Source organism: Streptomyces sp. NPDC001889 (assembly GCF_053594535.1).
This window is the reverse complement of record NZ_JBSFER010000015.1, coordinates 51,307-68,557: the sequence shown is the minus strand read 5'-3', so window position 1 is coordinate 68,557 and position 17,251 is coordinate 51,307. Positions and strand designations below refer to the sequence as shown.

Genomic DNA, 17,251 nt, shown 5'->3' with positions numbered 1-17,251 from the left:
GCCGCGCCCTCCGTGCGAGGACCTCCGCTCCGTACCCCGGCGGGGCCGTGCCCGCGCGCCGGGCGCGCACGCCCGGTTCCGCGCGACGCGGGCCCCGTGACCTCCGCGCGACCCTGGCGAGCGGGAGCCGGGCACCGAACCATGACGGCGACGGGCACGGAGCACGGCCGACCACGGACGAGGAGCCCCGCCCATGACCCACCGCGCCACGCCGCTCCGGCACCGGGGCTCCCGACGGGGGGCGGATCGCGGCCGGGGGCCTTACCCTGATCCTGCTGGAGGACCGCAGAGGGGTCCCGAGCGAGGAATCCGGGCCGGGGCCGGGCGAGCGCCCTGTCTGCCCGGGGCCGTCAGGACCACTCCGCCCGAGGTCCCGACCCAACGGCGCACGGGCCCTCGACACACACGGGTGGCGGCATTGCCCACGACGCGAGAGCCGGCCCGGGAGCGGGCAGCCGAATTCATCCGGCGGCACCGGCGCGAGCCCGCCGTCGTCCAGACGCTGCGCTCGACCGCCGCCGCGACCATCGCCTACGCCGCCGCCCTCTGGCTCAGCGGCGAACCCGCCCCGCTCACCGCCCCCCTGACGGCTCTGCTCGTGGTCCAGGTGACGCTCTACTCGACGCTCACCACCGGCATCCGGCGGGTGAACTCGGTGGTCGCCGGGGTGCTCATCGCCAGCGCCTTCAGCGTGCTGGTCGGACTGAGCTGGTGGAGCCTGGGGCTGATCATCCTGGCCTCGCTGATCGTCGGATACATCGTCCGGGTGGGCGAGTTCGTCCCCGAGGTCGCCATCAGCGCGATGCTCGTCCTCGGTGTCACCCGGGTGGCGGACACAGCCTGGGACCGGGTGCTGGAGACCCTGATCGGCGCGGTGGTGGGGCTGCTCTTCAATGTGCTGCTGCCGCCCGTGTGGGTGGGCAGCGCGGGGGAGTCCCTGACGGATCTCTCGCGCCGGATGCGCCGGCTGCTGCTCGTCATGGGCGAGGAACTCACCGCCCCCACCAGCGTCGAGACCGCCGCCGCCCGGCTCCACGAGGCGCGCCGGCTCGACAACGACATCGCCGAGGTGGACGCCTCCCTGCGGCAGGCCGAGGACAGTCTCAGGCTCAACCCGAGGGTGAGGGAGGGGCTGCTGAACCGGGTCGTGCTCCGCACCGGGCTGGACACCCTGGAGATCTGCGCGGTCGTGCTGCGGGTCATGGCCCGGACCATGACCGACCTGGCGAAGGCGCGCGGGAGGGACGATCTCTTCACCCGTGAGACGGGGCGCGCGATCGAGGAGCTGCTCGCCCATGTGGCCGACGCGCTCGTGAGCTTCGCCGTCCTGGTCACCAGTCAGGTCAGCGCGAGCGCCGAGGCGGCCGAACAGCGGCTCTCCGCCGAGCTGGCCGCGGCGGCGAACAGCCGCGAGCAGGTGGCCCGGCTGCTGCTGGAGGGGGTCGCCGGCCATCCCCGCCACTGGCAGCTGCACGGCGCCCTCCTCGCCGAGACCGATCGCATCCTGGACGAGCTGGACCCCGAGCACCGCTCCCGGCGGCTGATGGAGGAGCTGGACCGCAGCGCCCGCGAGCAGCGGGAGAAGTACCCCCGAGTGGCCGCGGCGCGCCAGTGGGTCCAGCGCAGAAGACGCCGCCGCGCCCCGGCCCGCTGACCCGCCGGCCCGGCCCGCTCACCCCGCCCCTCCGATCCTCACCCCGGCGCGCTGCATTGATGCCGTGTTTGTCATCTCCCATCCGGTTTGATCCTGGGAGATCCCTGAACTTCCCGCCAGCGGTTCCGCGCGGGTGGCCCCTGGCCCCCGGGGCGGCCGCGCGTCCGTCAGGAGGCACCCTGTGAGCCCATCCGTCCCCGCCGAACCGGGGATCGTCACCACCAGAATCCCCGCCCGGCTCGACCGGCTGCCGTGGTCGCGGTGGCACTGGATGATTGTCATCGGGCTGGGGACCGTATGGATTCTCGACGGCCTGGAGGTGACCGTCGTCGGCAGTATCGCGAGCCGTCTCTCGGAGGACGGCAGCGGACTGCCCATCACCGACGCCCAGGTCACCGGCACGGCGGCGGCGCTCTATGTGGCCGGCGCCTGCCTCGGCGCCCTCTTCTTCGGCCGGCTCACGGACCGCTACGGCCGCAAGAAGCTCTTCCTGATCACCCTGGCGGTCTATCTGGCGGCCACCGCGCTGACCGCGGTCTCCTTCTCCGTCTGGTGGTTCTTCCTCTTCCGTTTCCTCACCGGCTTCGGCATCGGAGGGGAGTACGCGGCCATCAACTCGGCCATCGACGAATTGATCCCCAGCAAGTACCGGGGGCGCGTCGATCTGATCATCAACGGCAGCTACTGGCTCGGCGCGATGGGCGGAGCCCTGCTCTCGGTGGTCGCTCTCAACACCTCGGTCTTCCCCAAGGACCTCGGCTGGCGGCTCACCTTCGCCATCGGCGTCGTCCTCGGCCTGGTCATCCTGCTGGTGCGCCGCCACGTGCCGGAGAGCCCGCGCTGGATGCTGATCCACGGCAGGGACCGGGAAGCGGAGCGGCTGGTCGACACGGTGGAGGAGGGGATCGAACGGGAACGGGGCCGTCCGCTGCCCGCCGCCACGACCGCGATGACCATCCGGCAGCGGCACAGCGTCGGCTTCGCCGAGATCGGCCGGACCGTCTTCCGTGTCTATCCCCGGCGGGCGGTACTCGGCTTCGCGCTCTTCATCGGCGGCGCCTTTCTCTACAACGCCATCACCTTCGGCTTCGGCTCCATCCTGGTGCGGTTCTTCGACGTGCCCAGCGGTGCGACCGGCTACTACTTCGCCGTCATCGCCTTCGGGAACTTCCTCGGGCCCCTCCTGCTCGGCCGCCTCTTCGACACCTGGGGCCGGCGGCCGATGATCGCCGGCACCTATCTCCTCTCCGGAGCGCTGCTCTTCGTCACCTCCTGGTTCTTCGGCGCGGGCTGGCTCACCGCCACCACCATGACGGCCTGCTGGGCGGTGGTGCTCTTCTTCGCGTCGGCCGGGGTCAGCTCCGCCTATCTCACCGTCAGCGAGATCTTCCCGATGGAGACCCGGGCCATGTCGATCGCGTTCTTCTACGCCATCGGCACGGCGGCCGGAGGGATCTCCGGGCCACTGGTCTTCGCCGGTCTCACCGAGAGCGGCAAGGTCTCCGACGCCGTGCTCGCCTTCTGCGTCGGCGCCGCGCTGATGGTCGTCGCCGGACTGGTCGCGGTCTTTTTCGCGGTGGCGGCGGAGGGCAGATCCCTGGAGTCCATCGCCACCCCGCTCTCGGTGGTGCCGCCGGCTCCCGGCGGCACTCCGGACGCCCCGGGAGCCACCCGCGAACCGGGTGATCCCGACGAGATCACCCCCGCGCGGTGAACCGCGCGGGGGGCGCGGACGTGTCCTGTGCGCGGGGCTCGCGAGGCGGTGATTTACGACGGGGCTCGCGCCGGGGCGTTTTAGGGAGGTCAGGGCGGGCACTGTCGGGACATCCGGTGCGCAGGCCGGAGCAGTACGGGCCCACTGGCGACGCCGGGCGGACCCTGCCAGTCTCGACGGAGCGCCCCCTGCGCGGGGGAGCCGGAAGTGGTCAGAAAGGCGGGCGAGCCCCATGGTGTCGGGAGTTTCCGGACAGCCGGCCGGCGATGGCGCGCCCGGCGGCGGACGCTTCGGCGTCGAGCGCAGAGGCGCCGTCGGTGCTCTGGTCCTCGCCCTCACGGGCGAACTCGACCACGACACCGCCGAACCGCTGCGCGAGGCGCTCAGCGCGGGCGTCCAGGAGCGGCCCGCCCGGATACTGGTGGACTGCGCGGAGCTGCGGTTCTGTGATTCCACCGGGCTGAATGTGCTGCTCAGAGCGCGTCTCAACGCACTGGAGTCCGGCATAGGGCTGGAGCTGGCGGCACTCAGACCACCAGTGGCACGCATGTTCGACATAACCGGGGCGCATACGGTGTTCCGGGTGTACGAGAGCCTGGGCGCTGCCCTGGCCGACGAATCGCAGCCGTAACGGAGGAGCGGATGGGCACGGGCCTCCGGGGGCAGGGACAGACACGGCGGCTCGGGCTGTTCGGAGCCGCGGGGGTGGTGGGGCGCTGTCGCGACTTCACCGAGCGGGCACTGGAGGACTGGGGCTGGACCCCCGCCCCGGGTGTGCGCGACGAGCGGGCCGAGCGCGTCGAGGACGTGCTGCTGCTCGTCTCCGAGCTGGTCACCAACGCCTGCCTGCACGCGGGCGGGCCGACCCAGCTCGTACTGCGCCACACCCCCGACGCGCTCCGGATCGAGGTCGCGGACCTCAGTCCCGAGCCACCCAGGCCCCGGCCGCGCGATGTCGCGCGGCCCGGGGGCCATGGACTGATCGTGCTGGACCGGCTCGCGCGCGGCTGGGGATCGGAGCCCGCCGGGGAGGGCAAGGTCGTCTGGGTCGAGGTCGCCCCGGTGACCTCCCCGGCCCGCCGTCCCGCGCACTGACCCCGGCCGGCGGGCGCCCGCCCGTCACCCCTCGCGGCTCCCGGCCGGGGGCCGCGCGGCGCCGGGAGGGTCGTACAGCAGCCCCTCGCGCAGCCGGGTCAGCACCCGTGCCAGCAGCCGGGACACCTGCATCTGGGAGACCCCGAGCCGGGCGCCGATCTCGGACTGGGTCAGCTCCTGGCCGAAGCGCAGGGACAGCAGCAGCCGGTCCCGCTCGCCCAGCGCGGCGATGAGGGGTTTCAGGGAGACCAGGCACTCCACCGTGTCGTAGGCGCCCTCCTCCGCGCCGAGACGCCGGGCGAGCGGCCCGGTGATCTCCTCCTCCCGGAGCGGGGCGTCCAGGGAGCGCGCGGCATGGGCGTTGGCGGCGCGCTCACCCTCGGTCACCTCCGCCTCGGGAAGCCGGAGCCGCTCCGCCAGCTCCGCCGTCCCCGGCCGGTGCCCGCGCTCCTGCTCCAGCGCCTCGGTGGCCCGGGCCAGCTCGATCCGCAGCTCCTGGAGCCGGCGCGGCACATGGACGGCCCAGCCGGTGTCCCGGAAGAAGCGCTTGATCTCACCGGTGACCGTCGGCAGGGCGAAGCCCGCGAAGTCCACCCCGAGAGCCGGGTCGAACCGGTTCACGGCCTTGATCAGACCCACGGTGCCGGCCTGGACGATGTCCTCCATCGGCTCCGGCCGGCCCCCGAAGCGCCGGGCGGCGAAGCGCACCAGACGGAGATTCAGCTCGACGAGGGTGTTGCGGACCAGGGCGTGCTCGGCGGTGCCCTCCGCCAGTCCCGCGAGCCTGCGGAAGAGCGCCGCGGTCAGGGCCCGCGCCTCCGCCGCGCCGACGCGCCCGCGCCCGCCCGCCGCCTCCGGGAGCACGGGGGCGCCGGCCGGGGGAGTGCGGAGGGTGCTGGACACAGGAGGGCTCCTTCGGCGGGGCGGGTCCACGCCACGGCCCGGGGGCGGCGGGCCCGCCGTCCGGACGTTCCTCTGGAGAAATGCCCGTATTGGCATCTTTGATAACTAACGGGATATCCGAAATCGGGGTGCCGGTGCCCAGACGGTCCGGCGGCCCGGCGGCCTCATGCCCAGGAGCCCCGGCTGGACGGCGGCCCGGTGACCAGGCGGCCCGGTGGCCCAGCGGCCCAGCGGCCCGGTGACCAGGCGGCCCGGTGGCCCAGCGGCCCAGCGGCCCGGTGACCAGGCGGCCCGGTGGCCCAGCGCCCCGGCGGCCCAGCGGCCGAGGGGCTCCGGCGGAGCGCCGCGCCCACCGGCCGCGCCCCGGCCGCGCCCACCGGCCGCGCCCTCGGCCGCCCCCGGCCACCGCCCAGGTGGCCCGAACCGGTCGCCCCCGCCGGCCGGCGCCGTGGGACACCCTCCGAACTGTGGTGCGACGGCACCTCCGGTCCGCCTCCGCCGCCGGACGGTGACACCCCGCGCCGCCGGCCCTTCCCCGTACCGCCGATCCCGGTGGCCAACTGCCGGAACGGCACTCCGGGAACCGGCCCGGCGGCCCCGCCCCGCCCGCCGCGCGGCCCGGCCCGCCGCCGGTCCTCACCGCTCCCACCGCCCGCCTGAGCACGGCGAGTTGGCGCTCCTGTGCTGTTCAGGGTGTCCGCGGTGATACGGCGTGACAGAGTGGATTCGGTGGAGGGCAGCCGTCGGTTTCGCCCTCCCCCGCAGAGCCATACCACCTTTCCCGGTATCTCGCAGAGCGGCGCCGCCGACGGGGCGCCGCCCGTTCATGAGAGGTGAGGTCAGCGATGGATGGGGTTGCCTCCTCGCCGGAACCGCGTGAGCCCCTGCCCGGGGCACCGCTGCCGGCGTCGCCGCTTCCGCAGTCACCGCCGTTCCCCCAGCAGTCCGCCCCGCCCCCGTCCGGCCGGCTCAGCGAGGAGGGCCTGCGCAAACTGCTCGCCGGACTCACCGCCGTGCGCGACGGTGATCTCTCCGCCCGCCTCCCCGACGAGGCGGAGGGCCTCCTCGGCGAGATCGCCGCCGTCTACAACGGGATGGTGGACCAGCTCTCCCTGGTCACCTCGGAGGTGACCAGGGTCGCCCGCGAGGTCGGCGGGCAGGGGCTGCTCGGCGGCCACGCCCGCGAACCGCGCGTCCGGGGCGTCTGGCAGGAACTGACCACCGGTGTCAACACCATGGCGGACAACCTCACCTCGCAGGTCCGCAGTATCGCCCAGGTCGCCACGGCGGTCGCGCGCGGCGATCTCACCCAGAAGATCAGAGTGGACGCCCGGGGCGAGATCCTGGAGCTGAAGGAGACCATCAACACCATGGTCGACCGGCTCTCCTCCTTCGCGGAGGAGGTGACCCGGGTCGCCCGCGAGGTCGGTACGGAGGGGAAGCTCGGCGGCCAGGCCACCGTCCGGGGCGTCTCCGGCACCTGGAAGGACCTCACCGACAACGTCAACTTCATGGCGGACAACCTCACCAACCAGGTCCGCAACATCGCCCAGGTCACCACCGCCGTCGCCCGGGGCGATCTGACCCGCAAGATCGATGTGTCCGCGCGCGGCGAGATCCTCGAACTCAAGACCACCATCAACACCATGGTCGACCAGCTCTCCTCCTTCGCCGCCGAGGTCACCCGGGTCGCCCGGGAGGTCGGCAGCGAGGGCCGGCTCGGCGGCCAGGCGGAGGTCGAGGGCGTCTCCGGCACCTGGAAGCGGCTCACGGAGAACGTCAACGAACTCGCGGGCAACCTCACCCGCCAGGTCCGCGCCATCGCCGAGGTGACCAGCGCGGTCGCCGAGGGCGACCTCACCCGCTCCATCACCGTCGAGGCCCCAGGGGAGGTCGGGGACCTCAAGGACCACATCAACGCCATGGTGGAGTCGCTGCGGGTCACCATCCGGGCCAATGAGGAACAGGACTGGCTCAAGACCAATCTGGCCCGGGTCTCCAGCCGGATGCAGGGCACCCGCAGCCTGCCCGCCATCGCCGAGCTGATCATGGACGAGGTGCCGCCCCTGGTCGGCGCCCTGTACGGCGGCTTCTTCCTCACCCGGGACGGCGAGCGCGGCCCGGAGCTGGTGATGACCGCCGCCTACGGCTCGCCCGACGACCCCGACGAGGGGCCCAGACGTTTTCTCCTCGGCCAGTCCCTCGTCGGCCAGGCCGCCCGCAGCCGGCGCACCATCGCCGTCGACGACCTGCCCCCCGGCTACGCCACCATCGCCTCCGGGGCGGGCGGGATGGACCCCACCGCGCTCGTCATCCTCCCCATCGTCGTGGAGGACCAGGTCCTCGGCGTGATCGAACTCGCCGCCCTGCGTCCCTTCACCCCCATCCACCGCGACTTCCTCGAACAGTTCATCGAGACGGTCGGTGTCAATGTCAGCTCCCTGATCGCCAATCTCCGCACCGACGAGCTGCTGGAGCAGTCCCAGCGGCTCACCGCCGAACTCAGCGCCCGCTCCAAGGAACTCCAGGCCCGGCAGGAGGAGCTCCAGCGCTCCAACGCCGCCTTCCGCGAGAAGGCCGCGCTGCTCGCCGACCGCAACCGCGACATCGAGCGCAAGAACCTGGAGATCGAACAGGCCCGCCAGCAACTGGAGGACCGGGCCCAGCAGCTCTCCCGTACCTCCATGTACAAATCCGAGTTCCTCGCCAATATGAGCCATGAGCTGCGCACCCCGCTCAACAGCCTCCTCATCCTGGCCCAGTTGCTCGCCCAGAACCTGGAGGGCAACCTCTCGCCCAAGCAGGTCGACTACGCCGAGGTCATCCACTCGGCGGGCTCCGATCTGCTCCAGCTGATCAACGACATCCTCGATCTGTCGAAGGTCGAGGCCGGGAAGATGGACGTCCACCCGGAGCCCTTCGCGCTGCACGGGCTGCTGGACTACGTGGAGGCGACCTTCCGGCCCGTGGCCGGCGAACGCGATCTCGAACTCGGGGTGTTCGCCGCCCCGGACATCCCGGAGCGGGTCACCACCGACGAGTCCCGGCTGCGGCAGGTGCTGCGCAACCTCCTCTCCAACGCGCTGAAGTTCACCGAGCGCGGCCGGGTCGAGCTGCGCGTGGAGAACGCGGACGACGAGGAGCTGCCCGCCGCGCTGCGCGGCAGCGGGCAGGTGCTCGCCTTCCGGGTCATCGACACCGGGATCGGTATCCCCGCCGACCGCCTCCAGAGCGTCTTCGGCGCCTTCCAGCAGGGCGACGGCACCACCTCCCGGCGGTACGGCGGAACCGGCCTCGGGCTCTCCATCAGCCGCGAGGTGGCGCATCTCCTCGGCGGCACCATCACCGCGGAGAGCGCCCCCGGCGAGGGCAGCAGCTTCACCCTCCATCTGCCGGTGCACGGTCTCACCGCTCCCCGCCCGTCCGTCGTGGCCACCGTCCCGGAGCGGCACCCCGCCACCGGGGACCGGGCCCCCCGGGGCCGTACCGTCCTGGTCGTCGACGACGACATCCGCAATGTGTTCGCCCTGACCGAGGTGCTGGAGAACCAGGGGATGACGGTCCTCCAGGCCGGCAGCGGCCAGGCGGGCATCGACCTCCTCCACTCCCACGGCGGCGTCGACCTCATCGTGCTGGACGTGATGATGGCCGGGATGGACGGCCTCGCCACCATGGCCGCGATCCGGGAGCTGCCCCGGTTCGCCGCCGTGCCGATCATCGTGGTCACCGCCAAGGCGATGCCCGGCGACCGGGCCCGGGTCCTGGCCGCCGGGGCCCATGACTACGTCGCCAAACCGGTCGACACGGATGAGCTGCTGACCAAGATCCGGGCGCATCTCGCCGATCGCTGACGGAACTGCCTCCGCGGGTGTGAGGGGGCGCCGCAAGGGCACCCGCAGGAGACCTGACCCCTTCCGGGCACCGCGCGCGCGGCGCCCGGAAGGGGGACGGGCCACACTGGAAGTGCGGACACGCCCACGGTGTCCTGGAAGGGCCGGAAGCATGAGCTGGATGAAGGCGAAACTGAAGCAGGTGAAGGGCCGGAAGAAGGAGGCCGACGGCATCGCGCTGCACAATGAGCGCCTCAGGTCGGAGGGGCAGCGCGAGAAGGAGAGCGGACGCAGCGAGGAGGCCGAACTGCGGGCCGCCCGCCGCCGCCGGCAGGACGGACAGCCCTGAGCCGCCCCCGTACGGAACGGGCACGACAGGGGTGAGCGGCCGGCTCTGAGCGGCCGACCCTGAACGACTGTCGCCGAGCGGCCGTTCCCGAGCGGGCCGTCCCGGTCCGGCCGCGTGACGGCCCGCCGCGCCGTCGTGCCGAGCCGGCCGCCCGTCCGGCCCCGGGGGGCCGCCGCCCCGCTGATCAGGCCGCCCGGCGCGCCGCAACGGCCCGCGCCGGGCGACTCAGTCGTCCTCGCCCGTGCTCACCCGCACCGCGACCAGACTGGTGTCGTCGTCGGTGTCCCCGGTCGCCGCGCCCAGCAGCGCGTCGACCTGCTCGTCCACCGGGCGCCCGCTCAGCTCCTCCGCCCGCCGCAGCAGCGCGGAGAGCCCCTCGTCCAGCGCGTCCCGGCGCCGCTCGATCAGCCCGTCGGTGAAGAGCAGCAGGGTGTCGCCCGCCTCCAGCTGGGTCGTGGTCTCCCGGTACACCGCGCCGGGCACGGCCCCCAGCAGGATGTCCCGGGGCGGTTCCAGCAGCTCCGCCCGGCCCCCGCGCAGCAACAGCAGCGGCAGATGGCCGGCGCTCGCCCACCGCAGGGTGCGCCGGTCCGGGTCGTAGAGCGCGCAGACGGCGGTCGCCGTCGGATGGCCCGGGGTGTGCAGGGTGACCTCGTTCAGCCACTCCATCAGCCGGCCGGGGGTGTGCCCGGTGAAGGCGAGACCCCGCAGCGCGTTCCGCAGCGCCACCATCCCGGTGGCGGAGTCGATGCCGTGGCCCGCGATGTCGCCCACCGCGACCAGCACCGTGCCGCCGGGCAGTGGCAGTACGTCGTACCAGTCGCCGCCCACGCGGTACTCCTGCATCGCCGGCCGGTAGCGCGCGGTGGCCTGGAGGCCCGGCAGCAACTGGAGCGCGGGCACCTCCGGCACGATCGCCTGCTGGAGCTGGAGCGCCAGCCGGTGGCGCACGGCCGCCCGCGCCTGCACGGCGGTGAGCTGGTCGAAGGTGGCCGACAGGGCGATCTCCGTGTGGTACTCGGCGGACACGTCCTGGTAGACGCCGGTGATCCCGGTCAGCACCCCCTCGGAGAGCAGCGGCTCCGCGGTGATCCGCACATGCCGGGGACGGCTCTCGTCCCGGATGAAACGGATCACGCCGGTCGCGCCCTTCCGCCGCCCGGTCAGGGTCCGCAGCAGTCCCGCGAGATCGTCCCGGTCGTCGGGGTGGACACGCCTCCGCAGCTCGGTCAGGGGCGCGGGCGCCGCCTCCCGGGGCAGTCCGAACATCGCCCACGCCTGCTCGCCCCAGACCGAGGTGCCGGTCAGCAGGCTGTCCTCGAACGGGGCGACCCCCTGGAGCCTGGCCACCGCCCGTACCGCCGATGTGCCCCGGTCGCTGCTGGTGTGCCAGAGCACGACCGTGCGCTCCGCGCCCAGCGGCAGCGCCCGCACATCGAGCAGCGGGGCGGGCAGACGCTGGTCGCGCTCCGCGGGCAGCCGGGCCGCCCGCCGTACCGAGGTGGACTCGTGGGCCCGTTCGGACAGCTCCGCTATCTCCGTGTGCAGCAGTGGGAAGAGCCGGGTCAGCGAATCCCCCGCCGTGCCGTCCGCGACGCCGAGCGCCTCGATCGCCGACCGGTTGAGATACTCCACGGTCGGCGCCGTCCGGCCGCCGGACCGGTCGTGGTGGAGCGTCATCGCCGGGTGCGCCATCGCGTCGAGCAGATCGTCGAGCGCCGGGGCGGGGGAGGGCGGCTCGGACTCCACGGCGGTCAGCACCCGCGCGGCCACCTCCATCAGATCCACCAGCGCCCGCCGCACCGGGGCCTCCAGCTCGGCCCGGGCGGGCCACACCGCGAGCGCCACCCCCACGGTCGCGCCCCGCAGCCGCAGCGGCAGCAGGGCCCGCGCGGCGCGGGGCCCCGGCCCCGGCAGCACCTCACCGGACGGGGGCCCGGCGGCGAGCCAGACCGGCACGCCCTCCGTCAGCAGGGTCCGGAAGGGCGCGGGCGGCGACGGCGGAATCCACTGCCACTGGGCCGCCTCCATGGCGCTGACCCCGGCGTGCCCGGTGAGCTGGAGACAGCCGGAGCCGGTACGCCGCCACAGCCACAGGCTCTTCACGCCCAGCGGCGCGAGCGCGCCCTCCAGCAGGGTCGCCGCCGCGTCGTTGACCGTGTGCTGGGCCTCCGCCGCCGTCGCGGCCCGGCGGGTGCGGCGCGCCTCCGCGCCGTACGGGGCGTGGGCGGGGTGCGGCGCGGTGACGGCGATGGTGCCCGCGACCCCGTTGACGATGTCGGCGGCGAGGTCCTCGGCGCCGGTACGGGTCTCCTCCGTGAGCCGGGCCAGATGCCCGGCGGCCTCCGCGGGCGAGGTCCTCAGCTGCGAGACCAGGACGCCGGTCGCCAGATCCAGCAGACGCCGGCGGGCCAGTTCGGCCCGGAGCCCGGCGTTCTCGGCGGCGAGACCGGCCACGGTGGCGGACAGCTCGGTCACCGCGGTGGACGGGGGTTCCCGGTCCGGCCCCCGGTCCACGGGGGCGGCGGGGTCCGGCGCAGGGCTGATCACTGGGGCTCCCATCCCGGGCGGGGGTGCGACAGACAGCAGGTGATCGCGTCGGGTCCGGATTCTACGGCGGCGCGCGTCGCCCGGCGGGGAGAGCGGGAAAAAACCGCCCCTCGACCGGGTGGACGGGCGCGCGCCCGGTTGACCGGCGCTCCTGACGCGCCCGGCCGCGCGCCGTCACCGGTCACGGCCGGGCAGCGCGGCGCGGGCGGAGCGCATCGCCGCCCGGACCGGCGGCGGGGAGGCGGCCCATGGGTGCTCTCGACCAGATGGCGGGCCACCTCGCGCAACTTCGGATTGCTGTGCTGGGAGACCGTCACCAGCACCTGCCACGCCTGCTCCGGCGTGCAGGACGCGGTCGCCATCACGACGCCCCGCGCCATGTCGATGACCGGGTGCGAGGAGAGGGCCCGGCGCAGCCCGGCCACCTCCTGGCGCAGGGCTTCCGCCTCGGCCGCAGCGCCGTCGGGCGCTTCCGCGCGGTGCTCCGGTGGCGGGGTCGGGGCCATGGCTCGCGCTCCCTCCGAACGTCCGGGCGCGCCCCCACGGGACCGGTGGGAGCGCGACGCGTTCCTCTGCCTCTCCCGGCGCTCCTGCCCGCGATCCGCGCCGGGACACACCCGACGGGCCGGGCCGTCGGCGCCCGGTGGCCCTCAGTGCCCGGTGACGGTGAAGAGCGCGCCCTCCGGATCGCTGAGCGCGGCCTCCTCGGCCCCCTCGTCGGTGGTGCGCCGGGCGAGCACGGTGCCGCCCTGGTCCTGCGCCGCCCGGACGGTGGCGTCCACATCGGAGACGGGGAAGTGGACATCCCAGCGGGGCCGGGCCATCGGGTCGGGGGCGGCGCCCCGGGCGCCCGAGGCGAGCCGGGCCAGCACATGGCCGTTGCTGACGAGGACGACCTCCTCGTTCTCGTACCCCACATCGCAGGCACCCGGCCGGTCCGCGGCCCAGTCCAGCACCTCCCCGTAGAAGATCGCCGCGTCGAAGGCGTTGCGGGAGCGCAGCAGCAGCCAGGTGGGCGCGTCCTTGTGCCCGGACTGCCAGTCGGGGATCAGCGCCCCCTCCCAGATGCCGAACACGGCGCCGTCGCGGTCCGCCGCCAGCGCGGCCCTGCCCAGCGAGAAGGCGAGCGGGCCCACCGCCACCGTGCCGCTGCGCTCCCGGACGCGCGCCGCCGCCACGTCCACATCGGCGACGGCGAAGTACGGCGTCCAGGCGACCGCCACCTGGAGCGTGCCCGCGAGCGCCCCGATCCCGGCGACCGGCGCTCCGTCCTTGAAGGCGGTGCTGAAGCCGTCCCCCAGTTTCGCCCTGCGGAACTCCCACCCCAGGACAGTGCCGTAGAAGGCCTGGGACGCCGTGAGGTCTCGGGCCAGGAGACTGACCCAGCACGGCGCGCCGACCACCTCGGTGCTCGATGTCATGCCCGGCGCGGAGGCCGGGTCCGTCGTCTCGTTCATCGCTCTCATTGTCCTGAGATCTGTGCCGATGGGGTGACAGCCCGGAGGGGTGTCGGCGGATCACGCGCGGGATCTCCGGCACGCCACGGGGCGCCGGACCGGATCGGGTCCCATCCTGCCCCCGGCCCCCGGTCCCCGCGAGTCACGCACCGGCGGTGGACGCCGGGAGAGGGCCGGGGCCGGATAGCGCGGACTCCCGGGGTGCCCGCAGAGTCAGGAGTGACGTCCGGACACCCGGACCGGGCGGTACGCGGGCCCCGGACGGACCGCGCCGCCAGTTTGCCGGACGGAAGGAGAACGGCTGCCATGACGGAGTCCGAGAACCAGCGCAGGGGGATCGAGGCCGCCCGCCTCGGTGAGCAGGAGCTGATCCGGGAGCTGGAGAACATCCACCGGAGCCGGCACGACACCCTGCTGCACGGTTCGCCCGCCGCGCTCGCCTCGCACACCACCCGGATGGCGGAGCTGGAGGAGGAGTATTTGCGCCGCCACCCGGAACGTCCCGTCTCGGCGGGACGCACCCGGGCGGGCGCCCGCGCCCGGTCGCGGTCCGAGCGGGACGGACGGCATGACCCGGCCGGGTGAGCGCCGCCCGCCGGCCCCGGGGCGGCCCCCGCCCGGCACCGCCGCGCGCGTCCCGGCGCGTGCCCCGCGCGGCTCAGCGGTCGGCGCTCTTCGCGAACACCTCGGTGAAGGCCGCCGTGAAGGCCTTCAGATCGTCCGGCTTGCGGCTGGTGACCAGTGTGTTCGGACCGTGGTCGCAGATCCGTACCTGTTCGTCGACCCAGATCCCGCCCGCGTTGCGGATGTCGGTGCGCAGACTGGGCCACGAGGTGAGGGTGCGCCCGGTCAGGACATCCGCCTCGACCAGGGTCCAGGGGGCGTGGCAGATGGCCGCCACCGGCTTCCCCGCCTCGAAGAAGCCCCGTACGAAGGCCACGGCCCGCTCGTCCAGCCGCAGCGCGTCGGGGTTGGCCACGCCACCGGGCAGGACCAGCGCGCCGTAGTCGGCCGGCGACACCTCGCCCACCACCTCGTCCACGGCGAAGGTGTCCGCCCGGTCCAGATGGTGGAACGCCTGGACCCGGCCCGGCTCGGTGGAGACCAGCGACGGGGTGTCACCACTGCCGGTGACCGCCTGCCAGGGCTCGGTCAGCTCGATCTGCTCGATGCCCTCGGGTGCCATCAGAAACGCGATCCTCATGCCTGCTCACTCCTTCCGTCCGGCCGGGGCCGGCTCGTCCATCACCCCCTGGGGGCCGCAGTACCCCCGCCCGGCCGCCTCATGCGGGGGCCGGCGCACCGATGCGCTCCGCATGACCGCGAACACTGCGGGTACCCGGGAGGCATCAACCGGCTGTACAGGAAGGCGGAAGTCCATGGGCCTCGGAGGATGCATCGTCCTGATCGCGGTCGGCGCGATACTCACGTTCGCCACCGACTGGGAGATGAAGGGGGCCAATCTCGATGTGATCGGCCTGATCCTGATGGCCGTGGGGTTCATCGGAGTGGTCACCTTCACCAGCATCGCCAAGCGCCGCCGGGTGGTGGTGCCGCAGGCGACCCCGGTGATCGACGAGAGCCGGGACCGGCGGCTGTAACGGATGACCGAGGGGCCGCCGTATCCGCCGCCCCGGCGGGAGCCGCCAGTGAAACGTTCCCGCGCCGTCCGCCCGTCCGGGGGGACCGGACCGCCACCCCACCGGTGACGGCCCGGTCCCCCCGACGCGTATCCGGACGGCACCGGCCCCGCCGCTTCACGGCCGGGGCCCCCGACCGGCCCGGGCGGCACCGCCCGGTCCGCCGACGACGGCCCCCACGGTTCCCCGAGGAGCAGTGAGATGCGAAACGAAGAACTGACCGAACTGGCACAGCAACTGCGCGTGGACGCGGTCCGCGCGGCCGACGCGGCGGGGTCGGGCCATCCGACCTCCTCCATGTCGGCCGCCGATCTCGCCGCCGTCCTCCTCGCCAACCATCTGCGCTACGACTTCCACCATCCCGCCGCCCCCGGCAACGACCGGCTCGTCCTCTCCAAGGGCCATGCCTCGCCCCTGCTGTACGCGCTCTACCGCGCCGCGGGCGTCATCGACGACGAGGAACTGCTCACCTTCCGCCGCCGTGGCAGCCGGCTCGAAGGACACCCCACACCCCGGCTGCCCTGGGTGGACGTCGCCACCGGCTCACTCGGGATGGGTCTGCCCGCCGGGGTCGGCATGGCGCTCGCGGGCCAACGGCTCGACCGAGTCCCCTACCGGGTCTGGGTGCTCTCCGGCGACAGCGAGATGGCCGAGGGATCGGTCTGGGAGGCCGTCGAGCAGGCGTCGTTCGAGAAGCTCGACAATCTGACCCTCATCGTCGACGTCAACCGGCTCGGCCAGCGCGGACCCACCCGGCTGGAGTGGGATCTGGACGCCTACGCCCGGCGGCTGCACGCCTTCGGCTGGCACACCATCGAGATCGACGGCCACGATGTCGTCGCCATCGACTCGGCCCTCACGGGCGCCGTCGGCACGGTCGGCAGGCCCGTCGCGATCATCGCCCGCACCCACAAGGGCCGGGGCGTCGCCGAGGTGGAGGACCGCGAGGGGTTCCACGGCAAACCGCTGCCCCACCCGGAGCGGGCCGTCGAGGAACTCGGCGGCCGGCGGTCCGTCACCGTGGATGTGGCGGCCCCGCCCCGAGCGACCGTCCACCGCGACGCCGTCGGCGGCGACCCGCCGGCACCCCGGTACGCGATCGGGGACGAGGTCGCCACCCGCGACGCCTTCGGGGCCGCGCTCGCCGCCCTCGGCTCGGAGCGGCCCGAGGTCGTGGCCCTGGACGGGGAGGTCGGCGACTCCACCCGCAGCGCCGCCTTCGCCGAGGCCCACCCCGACCGGTACTTCGAGTGCTACATCGCCGAACAGCAGATGGTGGCGGCCGCGGTGGGCATGCGGGCCCGTGGATACACCCCCTTCGCCTCCACCTTCGCCGCGTTTCTGACCCGCGCCCACGACGTCGTCCGGATGGCCGCGGTCACCGGCGCGGCCGTCCAGCTGGCGGGCTCGCACGCCGGTGTGGCGATCGGCCAGGACGGCCCCTCCCAGATGGGCCTGGAGGACCTGGCGATGTTCCGCTCGGTCCATGGCAGCACCGTGCTCTACCCCTGCGACGCCCAGCAGACCGTCCAGCTGGTCCATGCCATGGCGGACCTGTCGGGCATCGGCTATCTGCGCACCACCAGGGGCGCCACCCCGGTGCTGTACGGCCCCGGCGAGCGCTTCCCCGTCGGCGGCTCCAAGGTCCTGAGGTCCGGGCCCGACGACCGGATCACCGTCGTCGCCGCCGGGGTGACGGTCCATGAGGCGCTGCGGGCGGCCGACACCCTCCGCGGCGCCGGGATCGGGGTCCGCGTCATCGACCTCTACTCGGTGAAGCCGGTCGATGCCGCCACCCTCCAGGAGGCGGCCGAGGCCACGGGCTGTCTGATGACCGTGGAGGACCACCGCCCCGAGGGCGGTCTCGGCGACGCGGTCGCCTCCGCCTTCGCCGACGGACGGCCGCTGCCCCGGCTGATCCGCCTCGCGGTACGGAACATGCCCGCGTCGGCCACCCCCGAGGAGCAGCTCCATCTGTCCGGCATCGACGCCGCCTCCATCACGGCGGCGGTGCGGCTCCTGGTGGAACAGGCCGTCGTGGGCTGACCGCCCGGCCGCC

The 17,251-nt window shown here is 73.9% G+C and carries 14 protein-coding genes; 9 read left to right on the top strand and 5 right to left on the bottom strand.

Annotated elements, in window-relative coordinates; translation table 11 throughout:
* The first annotated feature begins 418 nt into the window (after positions 1 to 418).
* The 4 genes from ACWCRA_RS18700 to ACWCRA_RS18685 all read left to right on the top strand — a co-directional run bounded on the left by ACWCRA_RS18700 (position 419) and on the right by ACWCRA_RS18685 (position 4,463).
* Positions 419 to 1,654 (top strand): FUSC family protein, encoded by a 1,236-nt coding sequence (locus ACWCRA_RS18700; protein ID WP_351547627.1) that lies wholly within the window; start codon positions 419 to 421, stop codon positions 1,652 to 1,654.
* 181 nt (positions 1,655 to 1,835) lie between these two features.
* A complete protein-coding gene (locus ACWCRA_RS18695; RefSeq protein WP_351547624.1) occupies positions 1,836 to 3,368 on the top strand; it encodes an MFS transporter in 1,533 nt (510 codons plus the stop codon).
* Positions 3,369 to 3,600: 232 nt separating this feature from the next.
* The gene (locus tag ACWCRA_RS18690) at positions 3,601 to 3,999 is read left to right on the top strand and encodes an STAS domain-containing protein (RefSeq protein WP_351547621.1); all 399 of its coding nucleotides are present in this window, start codon (positions 3,601 to 3,603) and stop codon (positions 3,997 to 3,999) included.
* Positions 4,000 to 4,010: 11 nt separating this feature from the next.
* Positions 4,011 to 4,463, top strand: a complete 453-nt coding sequence (locus tag ACWCRA_RS18685; RefSeq protein ID WP_351547618.1) for an ATP-binding protein — start codon at positions 4,011 to 4,013, stop codon at positions 4,461 to 4,463.
* 24 nt (positions 4,464 to 4,487) lie between these two features.
* Here ACWCRA_RS18685 and ACWCRA_RS18680 read toward each other — a convergent pair whose 3' ends face one another.
* Positions 4,488 to 5,462, bottom strand: coding sequence for a SigB/SigF/SigG family RNA polymerase sigma factor (locus tag ACWCRA_RS18680; RefSeq protein WP_451068081.1), 975 nt, complete (start codon positions 5,460 to 5,462; stop codon positions 4,488 to 4,490).
* A gap of 749 nt (positions 5,463 to 6,211) precedes the next feature.
* Between ACWCRA_RS18680 and ACWCRA_RS18675 the strand changes: the two genes are divergently transcribed.
* Together ACWCRA_RS18675 and ACWCRA_RS18670 are read left to right on the top strand one after the other, a co-directional pair.
* Positions 6,212 to 9,217 (top strand): HAMP domain-containing protein, encoded by a 3,006-nt coding sequence (locus ACWCRA_RS18675; protein ID WP_351547615.1) that lies wholly within the window; start codon positions 6,212 to 6,214, stop codon positions 9,215 to 9,217.
* Between the two features lie 151 nt (positions 9,218 to 9,368).
* The gene (locus ACWCRA_RS18670) at positions 9,369 to 9,545 is read left to right on the top strand and encodes a hypothetical protein (protein ID WP_451068080.1); all 177 of its coding nucleotides are present in this window, start codon (positions 9,369 to 9,371) and stop codon (positions 9,543 to 9,545) included.
* Positions 9,546 to 9,770: 225 nt separating this feature from the next.
* On the opposite strand, the gene ACWCRA_RS18665 is transcribed toward ACWCRA_RS18670, so the two are convergent.
* The 3 genes from ACWCRA_RS18665 to ACWCRA_RS18655 all read right to left on the bottom strand — a co-directional run bounded on the left by ACWCRA_RS18665 (position 9,771) and on the right by ACWCRA_RS18655 (position 13,552).
* Positions 9,771 to 12,095: a SpoIIE family protein phosphatase gene (locus tag ACWCRA_RS18665; protein ID WP_351547610.1), complete on the bottom strand. Its 2,325-nt coding sequence runs from the start codon at positions 12,093 to 12,095 to the stop codon at positions 9,771 to 9,773.
* Entirely contained in the window at positions 12,092 to 12,601 is a 510-nt protein-coding gene (locus ACWCRA_RS18660) for an ANTAR domain-containing protein (protein WP_451068079.1), read from the bottom strand. Before ACWCRA_RS18660 ends, ACWCRA_RS18665 begins: the two co-directional genes overlap by 4 nt.
* 144 nt (positions 12,602 to 12,745) lie before the next feature.
* A complete protein-coding gene (locus ACWCRA_RS18655; RefSeq protein ID WP_351547604.1) occupies positions 12,746 to 13,552 on the bottom strand; it encodes a VOC family protein in 807 nt (268 codons plus the stop codon).
* Between the two features lie 306 nt (positions 13,553 to 13,858).
* On the opposite strand from ACWCRA_RS18655, the gene ACWCRA_RS18650 reads away from it, so the two are divergent.
* Entirely contained in the window at positions 13,859 to 14,137 is a 279-nt protein-coding gene (locus ACWCRA_RS18650; protein WP_351547601.1) for a DUF6158 family protein, read from the top strand.
* A 73-nt stretch (positions 14,138 to 14,210) separates the two neighbouring features.
* Here ACWCRA_RS18650 and ACWCRA_RS18645 read toward each other — a convergent pair whose 3' ends face one another.
* Positions 14,211 to 14,756: a type 1 glutamine amidotransferase domain-containing protein gene (locus ACWCRA_RS18645; RefSeq protein ID WP_351547599.1), complete on the bottom strand. Its 546-nt coding sequence runs from the start codon at positions 14,754 to 14,756 to the stop codon at positions 14,211 to 14,213.
* A gap of 175 nt (positions 14,757 to 14,931) precedes the next feature.
* Between ACWCRA_RS18645 and ACWCRA_RS18640 the strand changes: the two genes are divergently transcribed.
* Positions 14,932 to 15,153 carry a DUF6458 family protein gene (locus tag ACWCRA_RS18640; protein ID WP_351547596.1) on the top strand — a complete coding sequence of 74 codons (222 nt, stop codon included), beginning with the start codon at positions 14,932 to 14,934 and terminating at the stop codon, positions 15,151 to 15,153.
* Between the two features lie 240 nt (positions 15,154 to 15,393).
* A complete protein-coding gene (locus ACWCRA_RS18635) occupies positions 15,394 to 17,238 on the top strand; it encodes a transketolase (RefSeq protein WP_351547593.1) in 1,845 nt (614 codons plus the stop codon).
* Positions 17,239 to 17,251: the final 13 nt, after the last annotated feature.